The sequence below is a fragment of the Salinimicrobium catena genome, from assembly GCF_900102915.1.
Classification (GTDB): Bacteria; Bacteroidota; Bacteroidia; order Flavobacteriales; family Flavobacteriaceae; genus Salinimicrobium; species Salinimicrobium catena.
On sequence record NZ_FNGG01000001.1, the window covers coordinates 284,212 to 296,223 of the forward strand.

Below are 12,012 nucleotides of genomic sequence, written 5' to 3' on the forward strand. Positions count from 1 at the left end.
GAAGGTTTCTTTCTACTCCACCTCCACCTTCGCCTTGACATCCAGAGGTTTCAATACCTGCAAAGCGCGATCTACTGAAGTCACTTTTTCGAAGGTTAATAACAACCTCAGTCCGGCACGAGTTTTCTTTTCTTTCATGGTACAGGCATGCGGATGTGTTTGCACGTACTGCAATACCTTCGTAAAGGCCTTGCTCTGGTAGAAACCTGAATTCTGATCGGCGATGAAGTAACCTATCAGCTTGCCCTGTTTCATTACGATCTTCTCCAGGCCAATGGCCGAAGCGATCCATTTGATGCGGACGCTGTTCAAGAGGTCCTGTGCAGGATCGGGCAATGCTCCGAAACGGTCTACGAGTTCCGCCTCGAACTTCTCCAGCTCTTCCTCGTTCTTCACATTGTTGAGCTGAGTGTAGAGATTTAGGCGCTCAGAAATGTTGTTGATGTAATCATCAGGGAACAACAGCTCAAAGTCACTGTCGATCTGAGTATCTTTGACGTATTCTTTATCTTCGGAAACCTGGTCGGCATACAATTCCTTGAACTCATTTTCCTTGAGTTCTTCGATGGCTTCATTTAAGATCTTTTGGTAAGTATCAAATCCTATCTCATTTATGAATCCGGATTGTTCCCCTCCTAAAAGGTCTCCGGCACCCCTAATTTCAAGATCCTTCATCGCGATATTGAACCCGCTGCCCAGTTCACTGAACTGCTCCAGGGCGGTGATTCGTTTGCGGGCATCATCGGTCATCGCAGAGTATGGCGGAGTGATGAAATAGCAGAAAGCTTTTTTGTTGCTTCGGCCAACCCGTCCGCGCATCTGGTGCAGGTCTGAAAGTCCGAAGTTATTGGCGTTGTTGATGAAAATTGTGTTGGCATTAGATACGTCGAGTCCGCTTTCCACGATGGTGGTGGACACCAGTACATCAAATTCCCCGTTCATAAACTTCAGCATAAGCTGCTCCAGTTTCTTCCCTTCCATCTGACCGTGACCGATCCCGATCTTCGCATCGGGCACCAGCCGCTGTATCATGCCCGCAACTTCCTTAATATTTTCAACCCGATTGTGGATGAAGAATACCTGGCCACCTCGTTGTATCTCGTATGAAACAGCATCGCGAATGGTCTCTTCAGAAAAACGGATCACATGGGATTCAATAGGATAACGGTTTGGCGGTGGAGTGGTAATAGTAGAAAGATCTCTCGCAGCCATCAAACTGAACTGCAGCGTACGCGGAATAGGTGTCGCCGTCAGCGTTAAGGTATCCACATTTTCTTTGATGGTCTTCAGTTTATCTTTTACAGCCACCCCGAATTTCTGCTCCTCATCAACAATAAGCAATCCAAGGTCTTTGAACTTCACGGTCTTGTTCACCAGCTGATGGGTTCCTATGATAATATCCACTTTTCCGTTTGCCAACTCCTCCAAAGTGGTTTTTCTTTCCTTGGCAGTTCTAAAGCGGTTCAGGTAATCAACCGTAACCGGAAAATCCTTCAGGCGTTCGGTAAAAGTCTTGTAATGCTGAAATGCCAGAATGGTTGTCGGCACCAGCACTGCTACCTGTTTTCCGTTATCAACGGCTTTGAAAGCGGCACGGATCGCTACTTCAGTTTTTCCGAAGCCAACATCCCCGCACACTAGCCGATCCATAGGGCGTTCATTTTCCATATCGGCCTTGACATCAGCCGTGGCTGTACTTTGATCGGGAGTATCCTCGTAAATAAAGGATGCTTCCAGCTCGTGCTGCAGGTAGGAATCGGGACCAAATCCGAAGCCTTTTTGTAGGCGGCGCTTGGCGTATAGCTCGATTAGGTTATAAGCGATGTGCTTGACCCGCGCCTTGGTCTTCTGCTTCAGGTTCTTCCAGGCGTTGCTGCCCAGCTTGTAGATCTTGGGCGGCTTCCCGTCCTTGCCGTTGTACTTGGAGATCTTGTGTAAGGAGTGAATGCTCAGGTAAAGAATATCCCGCTCGCCGTAGATGAGCTTGATAGCCTCCTGTTTTTTGCCCTCTACATCAATTTTTTGAAGGCCGCCGAACTTCCCGATCCCGTGATCGATATGGGTCACGTAGTCTCCTACTTCCAGGTTAGTAAGTTCCTTCAGGGTAATCGCCTGTTTCTTGGCGTAACCGTTCTTCAGGTGGAATTTATGATAGCGCTCAAAGATCTGGTGATCTGTATAACACACCATTTTCGAGGCTTCATCGATAAAGCCCTGGTACATGGAAAGCACCACGGTCTGGTATTTCACGTCTGTGTCAACATCGTCGAAAATGTCATGAAAACGCTTGGCCTGCTGCTCGCTGACGCAGAAAATATAATTGGTATAACCTTCCTCAGAACGCTGATGCAGGTCCTGGATCAACAGGTCAAAATGCTTGTTGAACGAAGGTTGGGGTTTGGTATTGAACTGAATCGTCTCAACCTGAGACCCTGAAACAAGTTCAGGGTGACGACCCGACATTTCCACCAGGGTGTACTCCTGCAACTGTTCTTGCAAAAGAGCGGAATTGCAGAACAATTCTTCAGGCGTACCGTGTTTAATATCTTCGGAAAGGTCCTTAAAAGCTTCAAGAGCTTTGTTGAAAAGTTTATCGATCTGTGCCGAAAGCAGCTCCAGGTCTTTGGTGAAGACCACGGTCTTATCTGAAATGTACTTCAGAAAACTCTCCCTAACTTCTTCCGTGCGCTTGTGCTCTACATTTGGAATGATAGTGATCTTCTTCACTTTTTCAGTAGAAAGCTGTGTCTCCACATCAAAAGTTCTTATGCTTTCCACCTCATCGCCGAAGAATTCGATACGGTAAGGCTTATCATTGCTGAAAGAGAAAACATCCAGGATCCCTCCACGTACCGAGAATTCTCCGGGTTCGGTCACAAAATCCACTCTTTTGAACTTGTACTCGAACATCACCTCGTTCACAAAGTCGATGGAAAGTTCGTCATCCACCTTGATCTTCAAAGTACTCTTTTCAAGCTCCTTTCGGGTGACCACTTTTTCAAAAAGTGCATCGGGATAAGTGACTATGAGCGCAGGTTTCTTGCGGGAATTGATGCGGTTAAGGACTTCAGCCCGTAAAAGCACGTTGGCATTGTCGGTTTCTTCTATCTGGTATGGCCTGCGGTAACTTCCGGGGTAAAAAAGCACGTGCTTCTCTCCCACCAGCTGCTCCAGGTCATTCAGGTAATAGGCCGCTTCTTCCTTGTCATTAAAGATCAGCAAAAATGGCTTTTCTGAATCCTCAAAGGCATTGGCGATCACAAAAGAAAGTGAGGAGCCAACGAGGCCTTTTAAATGAACATTCTGTTGAGGCTGGGCAATAGCTTTCCCCAGTTCCAGCTGCTGGGCCGACTGTGCAAAGCTTTGGGCGATAGAAGATCTACTCAAAAATTAAATTTTGCGCAAAGATACTAAGTTCTTTGCTTTCAGCTAAAGAGTAGTGTTTTAAGAAGGAGTTAATTTTGGTTAATTGGTGAATAGGAACTGGTTAATTGGGACTATATCCCGGGATTTCAATCCGGGGAATAACAATTCTCAAAAATGACATCTTTGGAGACTTTTATTGGTTCAATCTGAATGCAATCCTTTTTTGCTTTACCCCGGCCCTAAAGGGTGGCAAAAAAGTCTTTCCGAAAAGCCGGTTTCCTCCCTTTAGGGTGGGGAAAAGAAATCGGCATTTCACTTCAACAAAATAACCTCCTCATTCGCCAGGACATACACCTCATTTCTCTCTTTAGGATGCAGAATATGTTTCCCGGTGAACTCTCCAAAAGCGGGAAGTATCATTTGATTCTCATTTTTGAAAAAACAGGGTAGTTTCAGAGATTGACGGGCAAGTCCGTTGATACGGACTCCCGGATGGATGTGTCCTGAAAAGTTGAAAAACCCCGACCTTTCCTCGGGGTGATGGGTTAAAAGAAAGTTTTTTAGGATGATCTCCGGAAAGAGCTTCACTCCCAAAGCCTCATATTTTAAGGGTGAAATAATGTCGTGGTTTCCTTCCACAAGGATAACTTCCGAAGTAATATTATCCATCCAGGCTTCAAAGAATAACCATTCCTTGTTGAGGGAACTGTGAAAAAGGTCACCCAAAAAGACAATTTTTGAAGGCTGAAAGAATTCAACGACCTCGGTGAGCTTCAGAAAATTTCCCTGCACCGCACTCTGAGGCACCGCGCTCCCGAATTTCCTGAAGTGGGAAACCTTCCCCAAATGCACATCGCTGATGAGCAGCATATCTTCTTCCTCCCAGAAAAGGGCGCCCGAATAGTGCAGAATAAAATTCTGCTCAAAAATGGTAATAGATTTAGTCATTTTGGAGGTCATAGATTTTCCCACTGTGCCATCATTCTTTTTACGCGATCCTCCAGTTTTTCCGAAGTCAGTTTTTCCCGCAGCCTGTCGGTAATGATCGGGAAGGCAAAAGGCGTTGGCTTCTCGCAATCTTTCCAGACGATGGTCTGCTGCTCGATACGTTCCATTGCCATGAGCAACCGGCCTTCCTCCAGCTGGTGTTCAAAGGTTTCCCGAAATGCCTGCTGAAAAAGCAGATTATCGGGTTCATAATCCCTGAAAACGCTGAAAAGCAGCTGAGAATTTGACTGAAGGTGTTTTGTTTTGATCATTTTATTCGGAAAGCCTGTAAAAACCATGCCTGAAATGACGGCGATGTCACGAAATTTTCTCCGGGCCATTTCGGTAGCATTTAAACTCTTCTGCAGATCGTCCATGAGATACTCTGAAGTGATCAGGTTGTTGTCAAAGACCTGCTGCATATCTATCGGCTGATCTGAAAGCAGCTCAAATCCGTAATCATTGAAGGCAAGCGAAAAAGTGATGGGTGACAACAGACTGATTCGATAAGCCAGCAAACTTGCCATAGCCTCGTGTACGAACCGGCCTTCAAAAGGATAAAAAATTGCGTGGTAACCCTCACGGGTTTTAAAGGTCTCGATCAGGAATTCATCTTTTCCGGGGATAATGGATTCCTTTTTCTGGCGTTTGAAAATATGGGAAAGAGCTTTCAGTTCAACCGACTTATGGGACTTGCCTGCCGCCACGAACATCTCCTCCCGCAGCAGCTCGCTCATCTGGGCCGAAAAGGTCATTCTCCCTCCTGCCCAGCTTGGGAACCTCGAACTTTTTTGTTTTGACTTCTTGACGATCACCTGCATGTTCTTCACCTTGTAAAGTTCGAGGTTCTTTCCGGCGAAGGTAAACACATCTCCCGGATTCAATTTTGAAATGAACCATTCCTCGATCGTGCCAATGTAGCCGCCTCCCAAATATTTTACTGAAAGCACGGCGTCACCAACAATGGTTCCTATCTGCAGCCGGTGACGCATGGCGATTGCCCGGTTATTCACCTTGAATTTCCCGTTTTCTTCGATCTCCACTTTTTTGTACTCGTCATAGGCCTGCAGTGTCTGACTTCCTTTTGTAATGAAATTCAGGATCCACTCCCATTGATCGTCGGAAAGAGCCTGGTAGCAGAAGGTGGATTTTACTTCAGGATAAATATCCTTCGGAAAGAACCCGTCAGAAACCGCAAGCGTGGTAAGATATTGAACCAAAACGTCAAAGCTCTGCAGGTAAGGAACACGATCTTCAACAGCCGTATTTTTCACGGCTTTCTGAAGGGCCGAAGCTTCAATGAGTTCCATGGCATGTGTTGGCAGAAAATAGATCACGCTCTCTTCTCCCGGGCGGTGACCGCTTCGGCCCGCCCTTTGCAAAAACCGGGCGACCCCTTTTGGCCCGCCTATTTGAATGATGGTTTCTACCGGCGCGAAGTCAACTCCCAGGTCCAGGCTGGAAGTCGCCACCACCGCTTTCAGCTGCTCGTCCCGAATGGCCTGTTCTACCCAAAGCCTTGTTTCCTTATTGATGCTACCGTGGTGCATGGCCAGTTCCCCGGCAAATTCAGGGTATTTCTGAAGAATACGCTGAAACCAGATCTCGCACTGCGAGCGGGTGTTGGTAAAAAGCAAGGTGGTCTTGCTATTCCTGATGATGGGGATGACCTCATCCAACAGGTGCATTCCCAAATGTCCCCGCCACGGAAAAGTTTCCATTTTCTCCGGAATAATAGAACTCACCTTTATCTTCTTATTGATCTTCGCCTTTATCAATACCGAATTTTCAAAAGCCTCCGACCCCGGCCCTAATAAAACTTCCCTTGCCTGCTGTAGATTCCCGATAGTAGCCGAAATGCCCCAGATCTTCATTTTTGGCGAGATGGTCTTCAGCCTGGAAAGCGCCAATTCCACCTGCACTCCGCGTTTGGTACCCAGTAATTCATGCCATTCGTCAATAACGATCGCGTTCAGATCTTTAAATGTCTTGTCGTAGCCTTTTGAGGAAAGTAGCAGTTGCAAACTTTCCGGCGTGGTGATCAGCAGATCGGGCATTTTTTTCTTCTGGGCCGTTCTGATCTTTTGTGGAGTATCGCCCGTTCTTATTCCCACTGTAAGGCCACTACCAATATCCTGCGCAAACCGGTTCGCCGCCTGTTCTATTTCTACGGAAAGTGCCCGCAGCGGAGTGATCCAGATGGCTTTCAGTCCGGGTTTATGTTTGGTCTTATAATCAGGATTTTGCCGAATATAATCCAGCACGATCGGGATCCAGAGGGCGTAGGTCTTTCCACTTCCGGTAGGCGCGTTTAGCAGTCCGTGTTTGCTTTGTAAAAAGGCGTTCCAGGTCTGTTTCTGGAATGGGAAGGGCTTCCAGTTCTGGGAACTGAACCAGTTTTCTGCTATTTTTAAAAGTTCGTTTCTATTCATAATTCTGCTCGGACCCTTCCGTCTCCGCCTCCCGGCGGAGCCACCTTCCCTTAGCAAGGGAAGGAACTTTTGATTGTGCTACTATTTTTGATATTTCTTCATTTATAAATATTCCAAACTCAAGTTTTCATAAAGCTCCCCTCCTTTCTAAGGAGGGGTGTCCGAAGGACGGGGTGGTTTGAAATTATTTTTTATTTCCTCCAACACCCAATCCAGATTCTCAAACACGCTTCTATTCTCAAATCTTACAACCCTAAATCCAAGTTCTTCCAGCTTCTTTGTTCTTGCCGCATCTCTTTCTTCGGCTGTGGAATTCATATGATACTGCCCGTCAAGCTCGATGATCAGTTTTTCTTCGGGGCAGTAGAAATCTACAATGAAATTCAGAATGCTGTGCTGCCTCCTGAATTTTCTACCTTCCAGTTTTTTCTGCTGTAGGTATTTCCACAAAAAAGCCTCTGCCGAAGTGCCATGACTGCGGAGTTTCTTCCAGTACGGCTCGAGAGATTTCTTGTTGTGAATGTGTTTTTTCATTTTTTCAACAGCAGTATTTGTTCTGCAAGATTTTTTGTTTTCATAACGGACCCTTCCGTCTCCGCCTCCCGGCGGAGCCACCTTCCCTTAGCAAGGGAAGGACCTTTTATTTGTGCTACTATTTTAACTACTTCTTCAATTCTAAATTTTCCTAACCCAGATTTTTCACAGGAAACAGCAAAGCTGTTTCCCTAAAGATCCCCTCCTTTTTAAGGAGGGGTGGATTTGCCAAGGGCAAAGACGGGGTGGTCCGTCGCACCTTAATTCTACTTAGGGATCAACGCCTTCAAATCCTCCAACGTATTGGCTTCCTCTATCTTCTTATCCTGCCGCCACCTCAGAATTCTGGGGAAACGAGTGGCCACTCCGCTTTTATGTCTGTTGGACTCCGCGATGCCTTCAAAAGCGATCTCGAAGACCAGTTCGGGTTTTACACTGCGAACAGGGCCGAAACGTTCCAGGGTGTTTTTCTTGATGAAAGCATCCACCTGCCTGAATTCAGCATCGGTCAGACCTGAATACGCTTTTGCAAAAGTGACCAGTTCCTCTTTCTCCTCATCCCATAACCCGAAAGTGTAATCTGTAAACAAATTCGATCTTCTTCCGTGGCCGCGCATGGCGTAGGTGAGAACTGCATCGATTGTTAATGGCTCGACCTTCCATTTCCACCAGTCCCCTTTTTTTCTTCCCACCAGGTAGGGCGAATCCCAACGCTTGAGCATCAGTCCTTCGCTGCGCACTTCCCTTGCACGCTCCCTCTCGGCAACTGCTTCTTCCCAGCGTTCAAAGGAAATGGTATGCGAAAGGTGCAGGGGAAGCTCTTCATGTCCCACTTTGGAATGCAATTCTTCCAGGATCTCCCTTCTCTCTGAAAATGGTTTTTTTCGCAGGTCTTCCCCCTGCCATTCCAGCAGATCATAGGCCTTCAGGATCACCGGGGTTTTCTTCAGAAGGGCTTTGGAAACGTTCTTTCGGCCAATGCGGGTTTGCAGGTCATTGAAGGTTCCTATCTCCCCTTCCGGAAAAGGCAGGATCTCCCCATCGAGAACGGTTCCGTCAGGCAATACTTTTGTAAAATCAGAAAATTCAGGGTATTTATCGGTTACCAGTTCTTCTCCCCGGCTCCATACGAAAACTTCTCCATTGCGCACCACCACCTGCGCCCGAATGCCGTCCCATTTATGTTCTGCGCTCCACTCGGCAGGATCACCCAGATCTCCCGGTTCCCCTTCAATGGCATAGGCCAGGTAGAACGGGTAAGGCTTGGAAAGGTAATCTTCCTCATTCTCCTCTAAAATGAGCTTTTCAAAGGAAATTTTCTGCGGATCCCAGTCGCCCATCAGCTTATAAGCCAGGACATCTTCATCAATATCGGTGGCTTTTGAGAGGGCCCTGGTCATTAGTTTCTGGCTCACCCCTATCCGGAAACTACCCGTGATCAATTTCGTGAAAACAAAGCGTTCGTAGTAATTCAGGGCCAGCCAGTTCTCGTGCAGGTATTCTTTCTTTTCAGATTCTGTCGCAGCTTTAAGGTCGATGATCTCATCGAGGTACTGAGAAAGGCTTTTTTCGCTGTTTTCTTCGGAAGGCGGGATCACCAGGGCAATGGTTTCTGCCAGGTCACCAACAATGTGGTAGGATTCTTCGAAAAGCCACAACGGGATCTGCGCCAGTTCTGCGGCGAAGGTGCGCAACAGGGTTGTATTCACAGGTCTGGGCGGGCGTCGGTGAGAAAGGATGGCGATAGCCCAGACCTTGTCCTTCCCGGGTACCCGCTGAAAATATCGGGTCAAAGCCGCTACCTTTACCGTTGTTTTGTTGGTGCTGTCAAGTTCTTTTATGAGTGCTGCAAATTCTTCCATCGGACCCCTTCCTTCCCTCCCCTGGAAGGGGAGGGAGCTTTATATACTTTTTAAAATATTTTCTTTTCCTGCCCTCTCTTAAAAAGACAGGGAGGTTTGTTCTTTTATTTTCTCCAGACCCAACAGGTTTTGGAAACCTGTTAGGTCTTTAATCTTCTTTTTCCTCCTCTTCTTTGCTGTTCATCTCTGCCAGTTCTCCTTCGTACTGGGTTTCGGCGGTGCGGGCATCATAGCCCTGTTCATTCAGAAATCGGCAGAAGATCTCAGAATAGCCATGGGTGCAGATGACCCTTTCACAGCCTGTGGCTTTAATAGAAGTCAATAGTCCCTGCCAATCGCAGTGATCTGACAGGACAAATCCCCGATCAACCGCCCTTCGCCGTCTCGCTCCGCGAAAGGCCATCCAGCCGCTGGCCATGCCGGTCTCGTAGGGCACCATCTTCCTGATCCAGGCACTCCCCTGCGCGCTTGGCGGCGCCAATACCATTCCGCCTTTTATTTCCTCCTTTTTGACATCCCTGGTGATGCGGATAGTTTTCGGAAAGTCTGCCAGTGGTCGCAGTACCTCGGTCATATTTTCGATGGCACCATGAGTAAAGATCTTGCCGATGGTAGGATCAAGAGAATGCAACAATCGCTGTGCTTTCCCCAGAGAATATCCCAACAAGACAGAAGTTTTTCCTTCCTCCCTGTTTTGTTGCCACCAGGTATTGATCTCGTTCATCACCTGCTCTTGAGGGTGCCACTTAAAAGCCGGTAGCCCAAAGGTGCATTCAGTTATGAAAGCATGGCACTTTACCGGCTCAAAAGGAACCGAGATCCCATCGTCCTCCACCTTGTAATCTCCAGAAAACACCCATACTTCCCCCTTGTATTCCACCCGCACCTGTGAAGAACCAATGATATGACCCGCAGGGTAAAATGAGAATTTTACGTTATTAATGCTGAATGTTTCCCCGTACTCTTTCCCCGCTACTTCTATCTCTCCAAGCCGATGCTTAATAATGGGTACATTGGTATGATGTGTAATATATTGTTTGTGTCCCCAGCGGGAATGGTCTGCATGCCCATGCGTAATAATGGCCTTATCAACAGGCCTCCAGGGGTCGAGATATACATCTGCCTGCTCACAATAAATGCCTTTGTCGTTGAAACAAAGCAGGGGATTTCTATTTTTTAATACCGGCATAATTTCAAGTTAGGATTTTTCTTGCAGGGCAGCTGAAGCATTAGGAAAAAATTAAAATTCAGTATCCGTGGAGTAACCACAGAATCTTTATCTTTGAGTAAAAACGGTAGCATATGTCATTTTCAGATCTTTTTGGAACAGGGGAACACCTCAGGAATTTGGGCCATTTTGCGGCAATTGTCAACCTCGCGGCCGTAGACGGGGAAATCAATGAAAAAGAGGAAGCGCAATTAAAACGTTTTGCCAGCAAACTGGATATTCATGAAGAGGAATACAACAAGGTTCTAAAAAACCCCACTGCATTCCCCATACACCCGAACAACAGTGTGCAGGGCCGGCTGGAGCGGCTTCACGACCTGTTCAAGATCATCTATGCCGACCACTATATCGACGAAGAGGAAGAAGATCTGCTGAAAAAATATGCTATAGGACTCGGTTTTTCAGCCGAAGTTTCTGAAGGGATCATCAAACGTTCCATCCAGATCTTTAGCGGACAAATCAGTTTTGACGACTATGTCTACCTGCTAAACAAGGATGAATAAAATAGTAGTACCGAACGAAAAAAAGGACCTTTCTCAGGTCCTTTTTTTATGGTCGATATTTAGAATGGTTAATTAATATTTCGCCATGAATTCTTCGGCCTTGTCTACCATATCCCTGCTTCCGCAGAAGAAAGGCACCCGTTGGTGCAGTTCTGTAGGTTCTATGTCAAGAATCCGCTTGTAACCGTCACTGGCTTTGCCGCCCGCCTGCTCGGCGATGAAGGCCATTGGATTGCATTCGTAGAGCAGCCTTAATTTTCCGTTAGGCGCCTTCGAACTGGTGGGATAAAAATAGATCCCGCCCTTGATCATGTTTCGGTGAAAATCTGAAACCAGAGAACCGATATATCGGGAAGTGTACGGCCTGTCCTCTTTTTCCTCCTGGCAATACTTGATATAATCCTTTACCCCCTGCGGAAAATGCACATAATTCCCTTCATTTACCGAGTAGATGTGTCCTTTTTGCGGATATTTCATGTTGGGGTGCGACAGGTACCACGAGCCCAACGCGGGGTTAAGGGTAAAGCCGTTCACACCAAAACCGGTGGTGTACACCAGCATAGTTGAGGTACCGTAAACAATGTAACCTGCGGCCACCTGTTTGTTACCGGGCTGTAAAAAATCTTCTATCTGTACGGGAGTACCTACCGGAGTCACCCTTCTGTAGATCGAAAAAATGGTTCCTACAGAAACGTTCACGTCAATGTTCGAGCTTCCGTCCAGCGGATCCATCAGCACCACATACTTGTTGGCATGGTCTCTTTTGCTTCCGGCAATAGTGATGAAATCCTCCATTTCTTCGGAAGCGATTCCGCAGACGATCTCGCGGTTGGTAAGGGTCTGGATGAATTTCTCATTGGCATACACATCCAGCTTTTGCTGGTCCTCGCCCTGCACGTTGGTTTCTCCGGCAGCCCCGGTAATATCTACCAGTCCCGCCTTGTTCACCTCGTGGTTCACCACTTTTGCCGCCAAACGAATGGAATTGATAAGCCTGGAAAGTTCGCCTGAAGAATACGCGAATTCAGACTGATTTTCAATAATAAACTCTCCTAAAGTTTGGTGTTTCTGGACCATTTTAATACTCTTGATTTTAATAC

8 protein-coding genes are annotated in these 12,012 nt (G+C 46.9%); 1 reads left to right on the forward strand and 7 read right to left on the reverse strand.

Annotation, left to right across the window (positions count from 1 at the left end; translation table 11 throughout):
• Positions 1-12: 12 nt before the first annotated feature.
• The 6 genes from mfd to BLS64_RS01325 all read right to left on the reverse strand — a co-directional run bounded on the left by mfd (position 13) and on the right by BLS64_RS01325 (position 10,370).
• Positions 13-3,387 carry a transcription-repair coupling factor gene (gene mfd, locus BLS64_RS01295; RefSeq protein ID WP_093110959.1) on the reverse strand — a complete coding sequence of 1,125 codons (3,375 nt, stop codon included), beginning with the start codon at positions 3,385-3,387 and terminating at the stop codon, positions 13-15.
• Positions 3,388-3,678: 291 nt separating this feature from the next.
• Positions 3,679-4,314: a ligase-associated DNA damage response endonuclease PdeM gene (gene pdeM, locus BLS64_RS01305; RefSeq protein WP_093110963.1), complete on the reverse strand. Its 636-nt coding sequence runs from the start codon at positions 4,312-4,314 to the stop codon at positions 3,679-3,681.
• An 8-nt stretch (positions 4,315-4,322) separates the two neighbouring features.
• Positions 4,323-6,785 (reverse strand): ligase-associated DNA damage response DEXH box helicase, encoded by a 2,463-nt coding sequence (locus tag BLS64_RS01310; RefSeq protein ID WP_093110965.1) that lies wholly within the window; start codon positions 6,783-6,785, stop codon positions 4,323-4,325.
• Between the two features lie 147 nt (positions 6,786-6,932).
• Positions 6,933-7,319, reverse strand: coding sequence for an endonuclease domain-containing protein (locus BLS64_RS01315; RefSeq protein WP_093112227.1), 387 nt, complete (start codon positions 7,317-7,319; stop codon positions 6,933-6,935).
• A 266-nt stretch (positions 7,320-7,585) separates the two neighbouring features.
• A complete protein-coding gene (locus BLS64_RS01320) occupies positions 7,586-9,181 on the reverse strand; it encodes an ATP-dependent DNA ligase (RefSeq protein WP_093110967.1) in 1,596 nt (531 codons plus the stop codon).
• Between the two features lie 148 nt (positions 9,182-9,329).
• Entirely contained in the window at positions 9,330-10,370 is a 1,041-nt protein-coding gene (locus BLS64_RS01325; protein ID WP_093110969.1) for a ligase-associated DNA damage response exonuclease, read from the reverse strand.
• A gap of 113 nt (positions 10,371-10,483) precedes the next feature.
• On the opposite strand from BLS64_RS01325, the gene BLS64_RS01330 reads away from it, so the two are divergent.
• A complete protein-coding gene (locus tag BLS64_RS01330; RefSeq protein ID WP_093110971.1) occupies positions 10,484-10,912 on the forward strand; it encodes a tellurite resistance TerB family protein in 429 nt (142 codons plus the stop codon).
• A 72-nt stretch (positions 10,913-10,984) separates the two neighbouring features.
• Here the strand turns inward: BLS64_RS01330 and fbp are convergent, their stop codons facing one another.
• Positions 10,985-11,989, reverse strand: coding sequence for a class 1 fructose-bisphosphatase (gene fbp, locus BLS64_RS01335; RefSeq protein ID WP_093110973.1), 1,005 nt, complete (start codon positions 11,987-11,989; stop codon positions 10,985-10,987).
• Positions 11,990-12,012: the final 23 nt, after the last annotated feature.

Excerpts from the sequence above, each read along its gene's own strand:
- fbp (WP_093110973.1), bottom strand. The coding sequence starts at position 11,989 with ATGGTCCAGAAACACCAAACTTTAGGAGAGTTTATTATTGAAAATCAG.
- BLS64_RS01320 (WP_093110967.1), bottom strand. The coding sequence starts at position 9,181 with ATGGAAGAATTTGCAGCACTCATAAAAGAACTTGACAGCACCAACAAA.
- BLS64_RS01330 (WP_093110971.1), top strand. The coding sequence starts at position 10,484 with ATGTCATTTTCAGATCTTTTTGGAACAGGGGAACACCTCAGGAATTTG.
- BLS64_RS01315 (WP_093112227.1), bottom strand. The coding sequence starts at position 7,319 with ATGAAAAAACACATTCACAACAAGAAATCTCTCGAGCCGTACTGGAAG.
- BLS64_RS01310 (WP_093110965.1), bottom strand. The coding sequence starts at position 6,785 with ATGAATAGAAACGAACTTTTAAAAATAGCAGAAAACTGGTTCAGTTCC.
- BLS64_RS01325 (WP_093110969.1), bottom strand. The coding sequence starts at position 10,370 with ATGCCGGTATTAAAAAATAGAAATCCCCTGCTTTGTTTCAACGACAAA.
- pdeM (WP_093110963.1), bottom strand. The coding sequence starts at position 4,314 with ATGACTAAATCTATTACCATTTTTGAGCAGAATTTTATTCTGCACTAT.